General features: G+C 70.6%; 12 protein-coding genes and 2 pseudogenes. 8 read left to right on the forward strand and 6 right to left on the reverse strand.

Annotation, left to right across the window (positions count from 1 at the left end):
* Nucleotides 1–47 precede the first annotated feature (47 nt).
* Nucleotides 48–2,702 carry an alpha-glucan family phosphorylase gene (gene glgP, locus HNR25_RS06055; RefSeq protein ID WP_184633736.1) on the reverse strand — a complete coding sequence of 885 codons (2,655 nt, stop codon included), beginning with the start codon at nucleotides 2,700–2,702 and terminating at the stop codon, nucleotides 48–50.
* 576 nt (nucleotides 2,703–3,278) lie between these two features.
* Here glgP and HNR25_RS06060 point away from each other — a divergent pair.
* From HNR25_RS06060 to glgB, 4 genes are all read left to right on the forward strand, one after another.
* Entirely contained in the window at nucleotides 3,279–5,252 is a 1,974-nt protein-coding gene (locus HNR25_RS06060) for an alpha-1,4-glucan--maltose-1-phosphate maltosyltransferase (protein ID WP_184633737.1), read from the forward strand.
* A gap of 101 nt (nucleotides 5,253–5,353) precedes the next feature.
* A complete protein-coding gene (treS, locus tag HNR25_RS06065) occupies nucleotides 5,354–7,255 on the forward strand; it encodes a maltose alpha-D-glucosyltransferase (RefSeq protein ID WP_376767471.1) in 1,902 nt (633 codons plus the stop codon).
* Between the two features lie 20 nt (nucleotides 7,256–7,275).
* The gene (locus HNR25_RS06070) at nucleotides 7,276–8,703 is read left to right on the forward strand and encodes a maltokinase N-terminal cap-like domain-containing protein (RefSeq protein ID WP_184633738.1); all 1,428 of its coding nucleotides are present in this window, start codon (nucleotides 7,276–7,278) and stop codon (nucleotides 8,701–8,703) included.
* 307 nt (nucleotides 8,704–9,010) lie between these two features.
* The gene (gene glgB / locus HNR25_RS06075; RefSeq protein WP_184633739.1) at nucleotides 9,011–11,203 is read left to right on the forward strand and encodes a 1,4-alpha-glucan branching protein GlgB; all 2,193 of its coding nucleotides are present in this window, start codon (nucleotides 9,011–9,013) and stop codon (nucleotides 11,201–11,203) included.
* A 70-nt stretch (nucleotides 11,204–11,273) separates the two neighbouring features.
* Here glgB and HNR25_RS06080 read toward each other — a convergent pair whose 3' ends face one another.
* Nucleotides 11,274–11,951 carry a hypothetical protein gene (locus HNR25_RS06080; RefSeq protein ID WP_184633740.1) on the reverse strand — a complete coding sequence of 226 codons (678 nt, stop codon included), beginning with the start codon at nucleotides 11,949–11,951 and terminating at the stop codon, nucleotides 11,274–11,276.
* A gap of 526 nt (nucleotides 11,952–12,477) precedes the next feature.
* Between HNR25_RS06080 and HNR25_RS27205 the strand changes: the two are divergent.
* Nucleotides 12,478–13,131, forward strand: a pseudogene (locus tag HNR25_RS27205) (Tn3 family transposase); the annotation flags it as partial.
* Between the two features lie 13 nt (nucleotides 13,132–13,144).
* Nucleotides 13,145–13,330: a transposase gene (locus tag HNR25_RS25695; RefSeq protein ID WP_246464736.1), complete on the forward strand. Its 186-nt coding sequence runs from the start codon at nucleotides 13,145–13,147 to the stop codon at nucleotides 13,328–13,330.
* Between the two features lie 256 nt (nucleotides 13,331–13,586).
* On the opposite strand, the gene HNR25_RS06090 is transcribed toward HNR25_RS25695, so the two are convergent.
* Both HNR25_RS06090 and HNR25_RS06095 read right to left on the reverse strand, forming a co-directional pair.
* Nucleotides 13,587–14,558, reverse strand: coding sequence for a CPBP family intramembrane glutamic endopeptidase (locus tag HNR25_RS06090; RefSeq protein WP_184633741.1), 972 nt, complete (start codon nucleotides 14,556–14,558; stop codon nucleotides 13,587–13,589).
* Between the two features lie 53 nt (nucleotides 14,559–14,611).
* Nucleotides 14,612–15,175 (reverse strand): DUF3887 domain-containing protein, encoded by a 564-nt coding sequence (locus tag HNR25_RS06095; RefSeq protein WP_184638892.1) that lies wholly within the window; start codon nucleotides 15,173–15,175, stop codon nucleotides 14,612–14,614.
* Nucleotides 15,176–15,306: 131 nt separating this feature from the next.
* Here HNR25_RS06095 and HNR25_RS26770 point away from each other — a divergent pair.
* Both HNR25_RS26770 and HNR25_RS26775 read left to right on the forward strand, forming a co-directional pair.
* Nucleotides 15,307–15,507: pseudogene (locus tag HNR25_RS26770) on the forward strand (recombinase family protein); the annotation flags it as partial.
* 229 nt (nucleotides 15,508–15,736) lie between these two features.
* Nucleotides 15,737–15,883: a helix-turn-helix domain-containing protein gene (locus HNR25_RS26775; protein WP_312862745.1), complete on the forward strand. Its 147-nt coding sequence runs from the start codon at nucleotides 15,737–15,739 to the stop codon at nucleotides 15,881–15,883.
* Between the two features lie 39 nt (nucleotides 15,884–15,922).
* On the opposite strand, the gene HNR25_RS26780 is transcribed toward HNR25_RS26775, so the two are convergent.
* Together HNR25_RS26780 and HNR25_RS26785 are read right to left on the reverse strand one after the other, a co-directional pair.
* Entirely contained in the window at nucleotides 15,923–16,513 is a 591-nt protein-coding gene (locus HNR25_RS26780; RefSeq protein WP_312862385.1) for an RNA-guided endonuclease InsQ/TnpB family protein, read from the reverse strand.
* A gap of 21 nt (nucleotides 16,514–16,534) precedes the next feature.
* Nucleotides 16,535–16,969 carry a helix-turn-helix domain-containing protein gene (locus HNR25_RS26785; RefSeq protein ID WP_312862386.1) on the reverse strand — a complete coding sequence of 145 codons (435 nt, stop codon included), beginning with the start codon at nucleotides 16,967–16,969 and terminating at the stop codon, nucleotides 16,535–16,537.
* Between the last annotated feature and the right edge of the window lie 99 nt (nucleotides 16,970–17,068).

Below are 17,068 nucleotides of genomic sequence, written 5' to 3' on the forward strand. Positions count from 1 at the left end.
AGCGATTTCCCGTAACGTTAGCTACAAGATCGACGCGGCTTCGGGGGTCAGCGCAGGACCATGGCTCCGCTGCCGCCGTCCGGGGACTCGGGAACGGCGACCAGGCCCATTTCGGCGCAGTCGCCGAGCAGGCCGTGGTCCGGCAGCACCCGCACCGTGAAACCGCAGCTGCCCGCGCGCCGCAGCGGCACCGATCCGTAGTAGCAGCGCGGCCCTCCGCCGGCGCCGTCCGCGCCGTCCGCGCCGTCCGCGCCGTCCGCGCCGCCGTTCGCCGGCGACAGCGCGGCCGCGACCGGATCCACCAGGGACTCGGCGTCGGAGACCCGCCCGACGGCCACTTCGACCCGGACGTCCTCGGGACTCAGCCCGCCCAACTCGACCGACGCCCGCACCCGCAGGTCGCCGCCGACCAGCGGCGGCCCTTCGCTTCCGGTCATCTCGACGTGGTCCACCCGCACCCCCGGCCAGGCCTCGCGCACCCGCCGCTTCCAGTCGGCCAGTTCGCGCGCACCGCGCATGTCCCCGGCCGCCAGCGCACGCGAGGAGTCGGCGGCACCCTGGTAGAGGCGGGTGACGTAGTCGCGCACCATCCGGGTGGCCAGCACCTTGGGGCCCAGTGAGACCAGCGTGTGCTTGACCATCTCCAGCCACCGCTTGGGCAGTCCGCGGTCGTCGAAGTCGTAGAACTGCGGCACGACCTGCTGCTCGATGATGTCGTACAGCGCCGCCGCCTCGATGGCGTCGCGCCGGTCGGGGTCCTCGACGCCTTCGGCGGTGGGGATGGACCAGCCGTTGGAGCCGTCGTGCCACTCCTCCCACCAGCCGTCGCGCACCGACAGGTTCAGCCCGCCGTTGAGGGCCGACTTCATGCCGGAGGTCCCGCAGGCCTCCAGCGGGCGCAGCGGGTTGTTCAGCCACACGTCGCAGCCCTGCACCAGGGACCGCGCCAGCGCCATGTCGTAGTCGGGCAGGAACACGATCCGGTGGCGTACCCGCGGGTCGTCGCAGAAGCGCACGATCTCCTGGATGAGCCGCTTGCCGCCCTCGTCGGCGGGGTGGGCCTTGCCGGCGACGACGATCTGCAGCGGCCGGTCGGGATCCAGCAGCATCGAAGCCAGGCGCTCGCGGTCGCGCAGCATCAGGGTGAGCCGCTTGTAGGAAGGCACCCGGCGGGCGAAGCCGACGGTGAGGACGCCGGGGTCGAGCACGTCGTCGACCCAGCCGAGTTCGGCTTCGCTGGCCCCGCGGCGGCGCCAGGACTCGCGCAGGCGCGCCCGGACGTCGGTGACCAGGCGTTCGCGCAGAGTGCGGCGCATCTGCCACAGTTCGGCTTCGGAGGCCCCGGTGACTTTGCGCCAGCCTTCGGCGTCGGCGAACTCGCCCGAGTCGGGCACCGTCCGGCGGGCCAGTTCCTGGGCCTCCTCGGCCACCCAGGTACGGGCGTGCACACCGTTGGTGACGGCCGTGATGGGCACTTCGGCGGTGTCGAAACCGGGCCACAGGCCGCGGAACATCTCGCGGCTGACCGCGCCGTGCAGACGGCTGACCCCGTTGACGCGCTGGGCCGTCCGCATGCCCATGACCGCCATGTTGAACACGGCGGGGTCGCCTCCGGAGAAGTCCTCGGCGCCCAGCGCGAGGACGTCCTCGCCGTCCAGCCCCGGCGCCACGGAGTCGCCGACGGCGAAATGGCGGCCGACCAGGTCGCGGTCGAACCGGTCGATTCCGGCGTCCACCGGTGTGTGGGTGGTGAAGACGGTGCCGGCGCGGGCGGCCTCGGCCGCCTGGGTGAAGGACAGCCCGCGGTCGACGAGTTCGCGTACGCGCTCGACGCCGAGGAAGCCGGCGTGGCCTTCGTTCATGTGGAAGACCTCGGGCTCGGGGTGGCCCGTCACCCGGCAGTAGGCGCGCACGGCGCGCACACCGCCCACGCCCAGCAGCAGCTCCTGGCGCAGGCGGTGCTCCTGGCTGCCGCCGTAGAGGCGGTCGGTGACCCCGCGCAGGTCGGCGGGGCTGTCCTCGTGGGCGGCGTCCAGCAGCAGCAGTGGTACGCGTCCGGCCCGCGCCACCCAGACGCGCGCGCTCAGCCGCCGCCCGCCGGGCAGGTCCAGGCCGATACCGACGGGTGCGCCGTCCGCGTCGCGCAGTTGGCACACCGGGAGTCCGCGCGGGTCGACTTCGGGGTAGTCCTCCAATTGCCAGCCTTCGGGCGACAGCGCCTGGGTGAAGTAGCCGTGCTGGTAGAGCAACCCGACCCCGATGACGGGCACGCCCAGGTCGCTGGCGCTTTTGAGGTGGTCGCCGGCCAGGATGCCCAGGCCGCCGGAGTATTGCGGCAGCGCGGCGGTGAGGCCGTATTCGGCGGAGAAGTAGGCGACGGCGGCGGGGGCGTCGTGTTCGCGGCCGTAGTGCTGGTACCAGCGATCGCCTTCGAGGTAGGCGGCCAGGTCGGCGTCGGCGGCCCGCAGCCGGGCGAGGAACTCCTCGTCGGCGGCGAGTTCGGCGAAGCGGTCGGCGGGGACCTCGCCGAGCATGCGGAAGGGGTCCTGGCCGCAGCGCTGCCAGACGGCGGCGTCGACCGAGGCGAAGACGTCGCGTGTGGGGGCGTGCCAGGCCCAGCGGAGGTTGGCGGCGAGCCGTTCCAACGGCGCCAGGTCGTCGGGAAGGGCGGTGCGGACGGTGAACCTGCGAATGGCTTTCACGCGGGGTGAGGCTACTCAATCCGCGGCCCGCGGCGCGACCTGCGACTCCCGTTTTACGGCAGATCGCGGAAACTCTTCGTTGCCCCCCGGTTTCGGGCCTCCACATCTCCGATAGAACCGGCGGAAAAAGGATTGCAGTCACCTTCTGGGGCAATCTTTGACACCCGCCCCTGCAGCAGCACTGTCGGACTTGTGTAACCCGTTCTCCCACACCCGAAACCCCTGGTGCGCGAGTTGCGCCACCCCGAAAGATACCCTTTGCCCGGTTTGCCGACGCCGTGGTGCCACGGAATCCCCGCAGGTCAGGGGAACATCAACAGAGTGTGATGACAATCACAAAAAATGCCCGCCTCGGGTTGTCGGCGCAGCCCGTGTTCCGGGCTGACGATAGACAGAGGAGCAGGACCGGACCGAAATCCCCGATGCCGATCGAACGGCCATTCGGGAGAACCGGGCTCCCGAAACGGGCTCGGGCGTGTCGCGCGGACACCGCGGCACCCGCGACCCGCACGATCTACGCGGAAAATCCGACAAACCCGACTGAAGCTCGGGCATGACGACAATGATGGTGCATCTGTGATTGGACGTATTCCCGTTCTCGGCGTCTCCCCGGTCCTGGACTACGGCACCGCCAAGGCGGCCGCCGGCGAGACCCTTCCCGTCCGGGCCACGGTGATCCGCGAGGGCCACGCCGCCCTGGGCGCCGCCGTGGTCCTCTACGACCCGCGCGGCCGCCGGCACTCGCTGACCCCGATGCGCGAAACCGAACCCGGGACCGACCGCTACGGCGCCGACGTCACCGTCGGCCACGAAGGCCGGTGGAGCTTCAGCGTCGAGTCCTGGTGCGACCCCATCGCCACCTGGTGCCGCGATGCCGCCGTCAAGGTCCCCCTGGGCCAGGACGTCGAACCGGTTCTGGAGGAGGGCGCCCGCCTGTTCGACCGCGCCGCCCGCCGCGTACCGCGCCGCCCCGAGCCGGCCCGCGCCGCGGCCCTGCTGCGCGATACGGCGCGCACCCCCGAGCAGCGCCTGGCCGCCGCCTGGTCCCCCGAGATCACCGCCCGGCTGGAGGCCGCGCCGCTGCGCGACCAGGTCACCCGGACCCGCCGCTTCCCTCTGGCCGTGCACCGCCGCCGCGCACTGGTCGGCTCCTGGTACGAGTTCTTCCCGCGCTCGGAGGGCGCGGTCATGGACGGCGAGGACGGCTCCTGGCGCTCGGGGACCTTCGCCACCGCCGCCAAGCGGCTTCCGGCCATCGCGGAGATGGGCTTCGACGTCGTCTACCTGCCGCCGATCCACCCGGTCGGCCGCTCCCACCGCAAAGGGCCCGACAACACGCTCGGTGCCGGTCCGGGCGATCCCGGCTCGGTCTGGGCGATCGGCTCCGACGCGGGCGGGCACGACGCCGTCCACCCCGACCTGGGCACCGTCTCCGACTTCGAGGAGTTCGTGTCCGAAGCCGCCGAACACGGAATGGAGATCGCGCTGGACCTGGCGCTGCAGTGCTCGCCCGACCACCCCTGGGTACGCGAGCACCCCGAGTGGTTCACCCGCCGCCCCGACGGCTCCATCGCCTACGCCGAGAACCCGCCCAAGAAGTACCAGGACATCTACCCGCTGAACTTCGACGGCGACCCCGAGGGGATCTACGCCGCGGTACTGGGGGTGGTGCGGTTCTGGATGGAGCGCGGTGTGCGGATCTTCCGCGTGGACAACCCGCACACCAAGCCCGTGGCCTTCTGGGAGCGGCTGCTGGGCGAGATCGCCGCCACCGACCCCGACGTCGTCTTCCTCGCGGAGGCCTTCACCCGCCCGGCGATGATGGCGGCGCTGGCCAGAGCCGGCTTCCACCAGTCCTACACCTATTTCACCTGGCGCAATTCCAAAGACGAGCTGGAGGACTACCTCACCGAGCTCTCCCGGGACTCCGCGCCCTACATGCGCCCGAACCTCTTCACCAACACCCCCGACATCCTCTCGGGCTACCTCCAGCAGGGCGGGCGGCCCGCCTTCGAGGTTCGGGCGGTGATCGCCGCACTCGCGTCCCCGGCGTGGGGCGTCTACTCCGGATACGAACTCTGCGAGAATACCCCTCTAAAGCCCGGCAGCGAGGAATACCTCGCTTCGGAGAAATTCCAGTACCGACCCCGCGACTGGGCCGCGGCCGAATCGGCTGGAAATACCATCGCGCCCCTGCTGCGCAAGCTAAACTCGCTCAGGCGCGAACACCCTGCCCTTCAGGAACTGCGCAACCTGCGGTTCCACCATGCCGACCGGCCGGAGCTCATCTGCTTTTCGAAACGGCTGGCGGGGGCAGGCGACTGCGGGCGCGACGACATCGTGATCGCCGTCGTAAACCTCGACCCGCACCACGCGCATGAGGCTACGGTGCGGCTCGACCTGCCCGCTCTCGGGTTCGAACCCGACTCCCGGATCACCGTCACCGACCAGATCTCGGGCGATTCATACACCTGGGGAGAGGCGAATTATGTCCGCCTTGACCCGCGTTTTCAGTCCGCACACATATTCACAGCAGGCCCCGCCGAATAAGGCTCGTACAAAAGGGCTCAGCCTTCCTTGGGCGCACCGCTCTTCGCGTACCGGGCCGTTGACGCGGCAGGCGCTGGAAAGCCAACTCGTGGAGTAGCCTCGTGACGACACAAGAGCCGGTGCCCGGCACCGATCACACGCCCTTCGCGGCCGTGCCCGATACCTTCACCCACGAGAATCCCAGCGACCCGTACTGGTACAAGCACGCGGTCTTCTACGAAGTGCTCGTCCGCGGTTTCCACGACTCCAACGGCGACGGCACCGGCGATCTGCGCGGGCTGATCGACAAGCTCGACTACCTCGAATGGCTGGGTATCGACTGCATCTGGCTGCTGCCCCTGTACGAGTCGCCGCTGCGCGACGGCGGCTACGACATCTCCGACTACATGAAGATCCTGCCGGAGTTCGGCCACATCGCCGACTTCGTGGACCTGGTCGACCAGGCGCACCGCCGCGGCATCCGGGTCGTCGCCGACCTGGTGATGAACCACACCAGCGACCAGCACCCGTGGTTCACCGCCTCACGCGAGGATCCGCAGGGGCCCTACGGCGACTTCTACGTCTGGTCCGACAGCACCGAGCGCTACAGCGACGCCCGCATCATCTTCGTCGACACCGAGCAGTCCAACTGGAGCTACGACGAGGTCCGGGGGCAGTACTACTGGCACCGGTTCTTCTCCCACCAGCCCGACCTCAACTTCGAGAACCCGGCGGTGCAGGAGGCGATCCTGGAGGTGCTGCGCTTCTGGCTGGACCTGGGCATCGACGGGTTCCGGCTCGACGCGGTGCCCTACCTCTACGAGCGCGAAGGCACCGACTGCGAGAACCTCAAAGAGACCCACGAGTTCCTCAAGCGGGTCCGCTCCGAAGTCGACCGCCTCTACCCCGACCGGGTGCTGCTCAGCGAGGCCAACCAGTGGCCCGCCGACGTCGTCGACTACTTCGGCGACTTCGAGTCCGGCGGCGACGAGTGCCACATGAACTTCCACTTCCCGCTGATGCCGCGCATGTTCATGGCCGTGCGCCGCGAGCAGCGCTACCCCATCTCCGAGATCCTCGCTCAGACACCGCGCATCCCGCGCAACTGCCAGTGGGCGATCTTCCTGCGCAACCACGACGAACTGACATTGGAGATGGTCACCGACGAAGAACGCGACTACATGTACGCCGAATACGCCAAAGACCCGCGGATGCGGGCCAACGTCGGGATCCGCCGGCGCCTGGCCCCCTTGCTGGACAACGACAAGAACCAGATCGAGCTGTTCACAGCCCTGCTGCTGTCGCTGCCCGGTTCGCCGGTCCTCTACTACGGCGACGAGATCGGCATGGGCGACAACATCTGGCTGGGCGACCGCGACGCCGTACGCACTCCGATGCAGTGGACCTCCGACCGCAACGCCGGGTTCTCCCGCTGCGACCCGGCACGGCTGTACCTGCCGCTGGTCATGGACCCCATCCACGGCTACCAAGCGCTCAACGTCGAAGCCCAGCGCGACGACCCCGGCTCGCTGCTGAACTGGACCCGCAAGATGATCCAGATCCGCAAGCGGCACCCCGTCTTCGGCACCGGCGACTTCACCGAACTCTACGCCAGCAACCCCAGCGTGCTCGCCTTCGTCCGCGAATACGGCGACGACCGGATGCTGTGCATCAACAACCTGTCGCGGTTCCCGCAACCGGTCGAGCTCGACCTGCGCCGATTCGAGAACGTCACGCCCATCGAGTGCATGGGCGGGGTGCACTTCCCCGCGATCGGGGAGCTGCCCTACCTGCTGACGCTGCCGGGCCACGGTTTCTACTGGTTCCAACTGCCCCCGGTAGACGAGAACGACGGCCCGGCCCCCGACGACCGCAACCGACAAGCGCGAACGACACCGCGGCCTGGTAAGGCGACCGCTCGGCAGCAGCCGGCGGCCGCGACCGGCGGTGCGGGCACCGCGGCGGCCCACGGGCCCGCCGGCGGCGCCTCGGCCGCCCCGGGCCCCTCCCAGCCGCGGCGATAAGCGGAAGAGGACTCTCGCAGATGACTCAGCTTGAGGAGCTCCTGGCCGACTGGATCCCCCAACAGCGGTGGTTCGCCGGAAAGGGAGCGCCGATCGATACCGTCACGGTCCACGCCCAGCATCCGCTGGTCTGCGGCGACCCGGGCCTGCGCGTCCTGATCGTCGAAGTCGCCCAGCGGGACGGTGTTTCCCGGTACCAGGTGCTCCTCGGGCTCCGCCCGGCGGGGACGCTGCGCGCGGAGCTGGCACACGCCGCCATCGGAGTGTGCCGCATCGACGGCGTCACCCGCACGGTCTACGACGCCTCGCACGACCCCGAACTGACCGCACTGCTGCTGGAGCGCCTCGCCGCCGCCGACGGATCCGGGCCCGACGCCGTCGGCGGTCCCGCCCGGGGCGGGACCGCCGACGGCGCACCTCCGGCACCCGTGCGGTTCCGCCGCCTGGACGACGCCGACGTGCACTCCGGGCACCGCCGCAGCCTGGTGCTCAGCGGGGAGCAGTCCAACACCTCCCTGGTCTACGGCGAGGACTACGTACTGAAGTTCTTCCGCCGGCTGTGGCCCGGCCTCAACCCCGACCTGGAACTGACCGCCGCCCTGGCCGACTCCGACTATGTGGCCCGCCCCCACGCCTGGATCGAAACCGACGTGCGCCAGGACGGCCGGCCCGTTCCCACCACCCTGGCGATGCTGCAGGAGTTCATGCGCAGCGCCACCGACGGCTGGGTGCTGGCCGCCACCAGCGTGCGCGACCTCTACGACGCCCCCGGCCTCGCTCCCGGCGACGCCGGCGGCGACTTCGCCGGCGAAGCCGAGCGGCTGGGGGCGGCCACCGCGGCCGTGCACCGCGCGCTCGCCCGCGAACTTCCCACCGACGTGCTCTCCTCCCACGCGCTGCAGGATCTCGCCCGGTCGATGCTGGACCGGTTGCACCGGGCCGCCACCGAGGTGCCCGAACTGCAGCCCTACGCCGGCGTGCTGCGCAGCGCCTACGAGGACCTGGCCCGGGTGGACGAGCCGCTGCCGATACAGCGCGTGCACGGCGACTTCCACCTGGGCCAGGTGGTGCGCACCGACGGCGGGTGGGTGCTGCTCGACTTCGAGGGCGAGCCCGCCGCACCCGTCGAGGAGCGCCGGCGCCCCTCCAGCCCGCTGCGCGACGTGGCCGGGATGCTGCGCTCGTTCGACTACGCCGCCCGCTACCAACTCGTGGGCTCCGCCGACGCCGCGGACCTGGCCCCCGCCGCCCACGCCTGGGCCCAGCGCAACCGGGACGCCTTCTGCGCGGGCTACGCCTACGGCGGCGGCGTCGACCCCGAGAAGCACCAGACCGTGCTGCGCGCCTTCGAATACGACAAAGCCGTCTACGAGGTGCTCTACGAAGCGCACAACCGCCCTTCGTGGCTGCGCATCCCGCTGGACTCCATCGCGGCGCTGGCCGCGTGAACCGACCGACCCGCCCCGACAGGAACGGGCTCCCCGCCTGCGCACGCCCCGCACCGAGGCGTTCGCCGGGGCCGCCGCAGGCGACCCCCGCCGCGCCGCCGCGCCCGCGGACGGGAACGCCGGTCCCCGCACCGGCCGGGCCGCGGTGCGGTCCGGCGGCGTTCACCACCACCGCCGCGGCACCGTGAACGACATCCGCCGCCACGTCCGCCTCCTCCGACGGGGAGGCGGTTACGGCTACACCAACCGAGAGGAGGGAGCGGCTTCCTCCCCGGCCTGACGACCGGGGTGTCGCCGCAGAACCCTGATGAACGTCCCCACGGCAGAACTGACAGCAGAGATCGACCGGCTGGTGGCCGGCCGGCACCACAACCCGCACGGCCTCCTCGGCGCCCACCCCGCCGCCGGCGGCACCGCCCTACGCACACTGCGCCCCTTCGCGCTGTCGGTGCACGCGGTACTGACCGACGGCACCCGCGTGGAACTGCCGCACGTCCACCAGGGCCTGTTCGCCGCGACCCTGCCCGGCACCGAACCCGGCGACTACCGGCTGGCCGTGGCCTACGGCGACGGCGACGGCGGCGCCACCGAAACGGTCGCCGACGACCCCTACCGCTACCTGCCCACGCTCGGCGACCTCGACCTGCACCTGATCCGCGAAGGCCGCCACGAGGAGCTGTGGCGGGCGCTGGGCGCCCACGTGCACACCTACCGCACCTCCATGGGCGAGGTCGGCGGGACCGGCTTCGCCGTGTGGGCGCCCGGCGCCCAGGGCGTACAGGTGATCGGCGACTTCAACCACTGGGACGGCACCGCCCACCCCATGCGCTCCCTGGGCTCCAGCGGCGTGTGGGAGCTGTTCGTGCCCGGCACCGGCGACGGGACGCAGTACAAGTTCCGGATCCTGGGCCGCGACGGCGTGTGGCGCGACAAGGCCGACCCCATGGCCTTCGCCGCCCAGCGCCCGCCGGAGACCGCCTCGGTCGTGCACACCTCCGGCTACACCTGGCGCGACGACGCGTGGCTGGCCGAGCGCAAATCCCAGGAGTGGCAGCGCCGCCCGATGAGCGTGTACGAGGTGCACCTGGGATCGTGGCAGCCGGGGCTGTCCTACCTGGAACTGGCCACCCGGTTGGTGGCCCACGTCCGCGAGATGGGGTTCACCCACGTGGAGTTCCTGCCCGTGGCCGAACACCCCTTCGGCGGGTCCTGGGGCTACCAGGTGACCTCCTACTACGCGCCCACGGCGCGCTTCGGTTCGCCCGACGACTTCCGCGCGCTCGTCGACGAGCTGCACCGGGCCGGTGTGGGTGTGCTGGTGGACTGGGTTCCGGCGCACTTCCCCAAGGACGAGTGGGCGCTGGCGCGCTTCGACGGCTCGCCCACCTACGAGCACCCCGACCCGCGCCGCGGCGAGCACCCCGACTGGGACACGCTGATCTTCGACTACGGCCGCACCGAGGTGCGCAACTTCCTCATCGCCAACGCGCTGTACTGGCTGGAGGAGTTCCACATCGACGGCCTGCGGGTGGACGCGGTCGCATCGATGCTGTACCTGGACTACTCGCGCGAAGGCGGTGACTGGGCCCCCAACGAGGACGGCGGCCGCGAGAACGGGGATGCGCTGGAGCTGCTCAAGGAGCTCAACGCGACCGCCTACCGCCGCAACCCCGGCATCATCATGGTCGCCGAGGAGTCCACCGCCTGGCCGGGCGTCTCCCGCTCCGTCGACCACGGCGGGCTCGGGTTCGGGTTCAAGTGGAACATGGGCTGGATGCACGACACCCTGGAATACGTCCAGCACGACCCCGTGCACCGGCAGTACCACCACGACGAGATCACGTTCTCGATGGTCTACGCCTACAGCGAGAACTACGTGCTGCCGCTGTCGCACGACGAAGTCGTCCACGGCAAGGGGTCGCTGCTGACCAAGCTTCCCGGCGACGAGTGGCAGCGCTTCGCCGGGCTGCGCGGGCTGCTGGGCTTCATGTGGTCGCACCCGGGCAAGCAGCTGCTGTTCATGGGCTCCGAGATCGGCCACGGCGACGAGTGGTCGCACGAAGACGGCGTGCAGTGGTGGCTACTCGACCACGCCTACCACCGCGGGGTGCGCTCGCTGGTGGCCGAGCTCAACCGGGTCTACCGCGACACTCCGGCGCTGTGGTCGCTGGACACCGAACCCGCCGGGTTCACCTGGCTGGAGGGCGGCGACGCCGCCGGCAACACCCTGGCCTACCTGCGCCACGGCGACGACGGGTCGCAGGTGGCGTGCCTGGTCAACTTCTCGCCCGCGGTGCACGAATCCCGCCGCGTGGGCCTTCCCCGCACCGGAGCGTGGCGCGAGGTGCTCAACACCGACGCCGAGGACTACTGCGGCAGCGGCGTCGCCGCCGGCTCGGCGGGAACCGTGCGGGCCGAGGCCGTCGAGTGGAACGGCCAGCCCGCGTCGGCGCACGTGACCCTCCCGCCGCTGGCGACGGTCTGGATCGCGCCGGCCTGACCGGCCCCGAAACGCTGCGGCGCGGCCGCCCCCGGGGCGGGGGCGGCCGCGCCTACGCCTACGACGGGCCTCAGTCGCGCTCGTAGTCGTCGGTGTTCATGGACTCCGCGATCTCGTCGTAGAGCGCGGCGTACTGGGCGTCGACCGACCACACGTACACGGCGATGTCGCTCTCCGGCAGGAACCACAGCCGGACCTCGAACGTGTCGCCGTTGTCGCAGGACACCTCCCACTCGCGGTGGTGGGACCGCAGACCGTCGGCGTGCTCGGTCAGCCCCTGGGGGTTGTCGACGTCGAGTTGCTCGGCGCCGGCGACGCCCGCTCCGCCCGACTCGGCGGTGCCCAGGCTGCGGCAGGCGGAGGGGTCCGAAGCCCAGCCGTCGGGGTCGTCGAACTGCTCCGCGGGCCAGGTGTTCGGGTCGTTCTCCGCCGCATGCGGGATCACCTGCACCGCGCCGTAGCCGCAGGCGTCCTGACCCGGCGGGCGCATGCACAGCAGCCCGCTGGCCTTGTCGATGCTCCAGTTCTTGGGAGCGCCGATCCTGATGCCCCCGATCTCGACCACGCTGAAGTCGTCGGTGGCCGCTGGCGGCTCGGCGGCGGCGACCACGGAACTGTAGGTCGACTGCGGGCTGGGCGCGGCGCCGGAGTCACCGGAACCGCCGCCTGCGCACCCCGACACCAGCAGAGCCAAGGCCGCGCCTGCGGCCGCGGTCCGCGGCCGCGGTGAACCGGACGTGCCGGACATGGGCTTCCCTTCTGCATCCACGCTTGACCCCACGACGATAGCGGCCCCAACCGACCGCCGCGCCACCCGATGAGGCCGGGCGGGCGTTCCGGTCCTCAGGCCGGAGACGGGGTCCGGCTACCCCGCTTGACTTCCGCTCCCCGGCCTGAAAGCCGGGGATTCCTACCACGGTCGGCTGACCGTCTCGGTGGGTTCCTGCTTCACCGCGCTGCGCCCGAACGGGTTCGGGTCTTACCTGCGCTCCCTCCCCTACTGTGCGAGCTCCGCGAACTCCGCATATTCGCCCAGCGGGGGCCCAGCGGGGGGGGCGAACCAAGTAAGCCCGAAAGGGGCAATGGCCTCGCTCACCGGTGATGTGAGCCCGTGTTGGGTTGCGGTTCGGTGAAGGCCCCGCGGCCCTGACCGGTCCCTGGCTACCGTGTCCGCGCCCCCCTACTCCCGTTCTGGAGAGGGCCGCCGGTGACCTCGATCGAGCGCACGGCCTACCCGCAGTTCAAGAAGCTGACCTCAGCGCGAATGCTGCACGGGCTCAGGCGAGTACGCCGACTGGACCGAGCACCTGCTGCCGTGGTCCGAGTGCGAGCAGAAGCTGGCCGCGTTCTGCGCCGAGGTCGGCCTGCCCGACGCCGCCGAAGGGTTCGTCGCCTACCTCAAGCACCAGCACCTGGACGCGGCCACCGCGCTGGAGGTCGGGTACGCCGACAACACCGACCTGTTCATCGACGACGGCGTGCCCCGGCTGCGCAGGCGCCGCGTCCCCGGTGCTCCGCAGGCGGTGGAGAAGCTGGCCGAGGCGATCGAGGTACGCATGCCCGAACGCTCCCTGCTGCAGATCGTGGCGCGCACCGCCTACTGGCTGGGCTGGCACCACTGCTTCGGCCCCGCCTCGGGCTCGGACCCCAAGATCCCGGACATCCTGGGCCGCTACTCGCTGGCGGTGTTCACCGGCGGCATCAACATCGGCCCCTACGAGGCGGCCAAACACATCGCCGGGGTCTCGGCGAGGGAGCTGTCGATGGTGCGCAACCGCCACATCGACCTGGCCAAGCTCAACGCCGCGATCGCGGTGGTGGTCAAGGCCTGGGGCGATGGCACCTCGGTGGCCGCCGACGGGACGCAGGTGGAGACCTACATCGACAACCTTCTCGCCGAGACCCCGATCCGCTACGGCGGGGCTGGACATCGCCGAGGTGGTGCGCGACCTGGTCAGGCAGGGGTGGACCATCACCGCCGAAGAGACCGCCGCCCTGTCCCCCTACATCCGCGCCCACATCACCCGGTTCGGCGCCTACGCCACCGACGTGCCGGGGATCGAACCGGAGGCGTTCGACCCCGCCCTGGACGAGATCGACTTCACCGTCCTGGACCTGGCCGCCTGAAGGACGGACCAGTCCCGTCACCCCTTCGGGCTCCAGGACCGAGCCGCGCGCAAGGACCGTAACCCCGAGACCGGCGAGCCGATCGAGAACGCCGTGGCCTGGGCCCGCCTGCACCTCGGACAAGAACCTCCGCGAAATGGCGGGGCGTCCCTCCGGGGCGACCGGGACCCGTAGGCAACTCCGGCCACGCGGGGGGCCGGTGTTCCCCTGGCCGCACCGCTACACCCGTTCTCGAAGGCCGCAGAATCCGCTGTCGCTACTCACGGGTTACTTGTCCCGTCGCCGGGTGTGCAGGGAGACGCCCCTCCTTCGACGGCGGGGTGGACGGGTGCCTCGCGGAAGCGAACTGTCCCGTGGCGATCAGGACGACGACGAGCGCGAGCGGCACGATCCACCCGCTCCAGCCGAGGACCGTCGCCTGCGTGGTGTCGACGTGCTCTCCCGCCGCGGCGAAAAGGAGGTGGGTCCCGCCCGCCCCGTTGAACGCGGCATGTGCCAGGGCTGCGGGCCACACGGATCCCGATCGGAGCCTCAGCCAGCCGAAGACCGCCCCGATCAGAACGCACATGGCCACCATCGCGGTCAAGCCGAGCCAGCCTGGTGCATCGGGGTAGTTGTACCCGAGGAGGATGAGCGGGGCGTGCCAAAGGCCCCAAATCACGCCAGAGACCAGGAGGGCCGGCAGAGTGCCGAGCGGCATCAGTTTCGGGAGCAGCCACCCGCGCCACCCGAGTTCCTCGCCCAGCGCCGGGATGAGGTTGATGAACGCCGCCAAGGGGAGCAGGGCGATCTGGAGGGCGATGAGCGCGCCGATCGGTATCGGGATTTGGGCCGCTCCTGCGGTGTCCGCCTGCTCGTCGAGGGCCTGCTGGAAGGCGGAGAAGTTCGTGAAGTCGGCCGGATAGACCCCCAGCAGCGCGCCGACCGGGAGCGCCACCAGGACCAGCGCGATGGACACGAAGATTCCCAGCGCCGAGTAGACGAGGAGTCTGCGCACCGGTCTCAGCGGCCACAGTCCGAGCGTCCACGCCTTCTGCTGCGGCCGCTCCACGAAGAACACGACGATGAGGGCGGCGATCGCGGGGGTCATCATCGTGGCGGTCGCCACGGGGGTGAACCAGGGGCTGGCGAGTCCGTCCCCGAACCAGAGAGGGAGCGCGAAGAGCCAGGCGAGCCCGAACGCCAGGGCGGTGAATACGCCGATGGGTCGCAGGTCTCGGCCGCTCATGCGGGGGCCGCTACGAGGCGTGGTCGTCTTCGATCCGCCCGGAGATTCGTTGGTCACGACATCTGCCCTTCGAGGATGTGCAGACCGGCGATGGTGCGGTCGTCGCGGAACGCGATCCGTGCCGTGTAGTCGCCCGCCTCAAACGAGAGTGGCGTGTTCGTGATGGTCACGTCGCCGACCCGGGTGGCCTCCGGCTCTCCAGGCCCCTCGAAGGCTCCTGACAGGCCGACGACCTGTGCCCACGCGGCCGCGAGCGCGTCCTCCGACAGGGCATCGCGCATGGTCGGATCGAACTGTTCGGTGACACGCGTCCATTGCCCGGAAGCGAGGTCCTCGATCGTGGAGGCGGCCAGTTCGGCAGCGCCGGAGAGTGGCGTGGTGTTCATGGGTTCTCCTGTTCTGGGATCGATTGGTTTGCCGTAGCGCTGAAACGCCGCTTGCCTGCTCACGCCGAGCGCGTCACCGATGACCTGCCATGTGGCGCCGTTCTGGCGCGCCTGCTGCACGACGGCACGCACGACGTCATCGGCGGCCGCCTGCATGCTCACGGCACGCCCTATCGAGTCGGCCCAGTCGTCGTCCTTCGTCGTGACACGTGCCGCGAGGAACGCCTCCATGCGCGCTTTCAAGGCCCGCAGCGCATCTGTCAACTGTTCTTGCATTTGTAAAGGATAGCTTTACAACCGGACTGTGCGCCAGGAGGGTGCGCGCAACGATGTGCGACGCTGCCCAACCGGCGGGGGACACCATGGCGCTGGTCGGACTGGTACGGGTGAGCACGAGCAGGCAGGAGACCGCCCGCCAGCACGAGGACCTGGCCCCGGTCTGCGTGAAGGTCTTCGCAGAGAAGGTCAGCGGCAAGCTCAAGGTGAGCGACCGGCCCGCGCTGAAGGCCGCCCTGGACTACATGCGCCCCGGCGACATGCTCACCGTCCAGGAGGCCGACCGGCTGGGCCGCAATCTCCTGGAGGGGCTGATCGTGCTCAACGACCTGTTCGAGCAAGGGGTGGCCGATCAAGATCCTGGACGGCATCGCCGCCGGAGAGCACACCGAGCGCAGCCTGATCCTGGACCTGGCGCTCGCCCTGGCTGGGGACCGCCGCCGCGACATCGCCCGCAAGACCCGCAACGGGCCGGCCTCGGCCGCCCGGGCCGGCCGCAAGGGCGGCCGCCCCCGTGTGGTCGACGACGACAAGCGCCGCACGATCCTGGCCCGCCGCGCCGAGGGCCAATCGCTACGCGAGATCGCCCGCGGGGTCGGGGTGAGCCTGGCCGTCGTGCACGGCGAGGTCAAAGCAGCGGAGAACGCCCCCGAGCAGCAGTAGCGCAGGTACCTGACGACCTGGCCATTGCCCCTTTCGGGCTTACTTGGTTCGCCCCCTAGCGGGGGCCCAGGCCGACACCGCCAGCCCGGCGGCCGTGGCGACCGAGCACACCTGGGACGTGGGTTCGAACCGCCCGATGCGCAGGAAGGTGCGCCCGAACTTCGCGGCCTTGTACTCCAGCATGGCCACGAACGCCGACCACCCCGCTTCGTGCACCGACGCGGCCAGACGCGTACGGGCGAGTCCCTTCACCGCCAGGGTCTCCACGGCCACCGCTTGGTTCTCGCGGAACAGCCGGGTGGAGAGCCGGTGGTGGAAATCGCGCCGTGCGTCGGCCGCCTTCGCGTGGGCGCGGGCGAGCTGCAACCGGGCCTTGTCCCGGTTCCTGCTGCCCTTCTGTTTGCGGGACAGGTTGCGCTGTTCCCGCTTGAGCTTCTTCTCGGCCCGCCTCAGGAACCGGGGAGGGGAATCGATCTTCGTGCCGTCGGAGAGGACGGCGAAGTGGCCCAGGCCGAGGTCGATGCCGACGACGGATCCGGTCTCGGGCAGCGCCTCGGGCTCGGTCTCGACGACGAAGGACGCGAAGTACCGTTCCGCGCTGTCTTTGACCACGGTGACCGACGACGGCACCGACGGCAGGGTGCGCGACCATTACACCCGCACGTCCCCGACCTTCGGCAGGGACAGGTCGCCGCCGGTCGTGATCCTCCAGCGGGCGTTGGCGGTGAACCGCACGGCCTGACGGTTGTCCTTGCGGGACTTGAACCGCGGTGCGCCCACGCGGGGGCGCGTGCCCTTCAGCGCGTCGACGAAGGTGCGGTAGGCGGTGTCCAGGTCCCGCAGCGCCTGTTGCAGGACCACGGCCGACACCTCGCCCGACCATGCGCGCTCGTCGGTCTTCTTCGCTTCGGTGATCAGCGTCGTGGACAGGTCCCCGGTCGTCGGGAACGCGTCGCCGCCGGTGCGGGCGGTCTCCCGCGCCCGCAGCCCGTCGTTGAACACGACCCGCGCGCACCCGAACGCCCGCGCCAGCGCTTGGCGCTGGGGGCCGTTCGGGTACAGGCGGAAGGAGCACCGGAGCTGCATGCGAACCCACGTACTACCGGGGGGCACGGGCACGCACGCACGCAAACACCGGAACCGGCAGACACCGTGTTTCCGTTCCGCACGCGCATTCGGCTTTCC

The organism is Streptomonospora salina (assembly GCF_014204715.1).
Lineage (GTDB): Bacteria > Actinomycetota > Actinomycetes > Streptosporangiales > Streptosporangiaceae > Streptomonospora > Streptomonospora salina.

What these genes read in the sequence shown, in the direction of transcription:
- HNR25_RS06070 (WP_184633738.1), top strand. Translation starts at nt 7,276, where the DNA reads ATGACTCAGCTTGAGGAGCTCCTGGCCGACTGGATCCCCCAACAGCGG.
- glgB (WP_184633739.1), top strand. Translation starts at nt 9,011, where the DNA reads ATGAACGTCCCCACGGCAGAACTGACAGCAGAGATCGACCGGCTGGTG.
- HNR25_RS06080 (WP_184633740.1), bottom strand. Translation starts at nt 11,951, where the DNA reads ATGTCCGGCACGTCCGGTTCACCGCGGCCGCGGACCGCGGCCGCAGGC.
- HNR25_RS06090 (WP_184633741.1), bottom strand. Translation starts at nt 14,558, where the DNA reads ATGAGCGGCCGAGACCTGCGACCCATCGGCGTATTCACCGCCCTGGCG.
- HNR25_RS06095 (WP_184638892.1), bottom strand. Translation starts at nt 15,175, where the DNA reads ATGGAGGCGTTCCTCGCGGCACGTGTCACGACGAAGGACGACGACTGG.
- HNR25_RS26785 (WP_312862386.1), bottom strand. Translation starts at nt 16,969, where the DNA reads ATGCAGCTCCGGTGCTCCTTCCGCCTGTACCCGAACGGCCCCCAGCGC.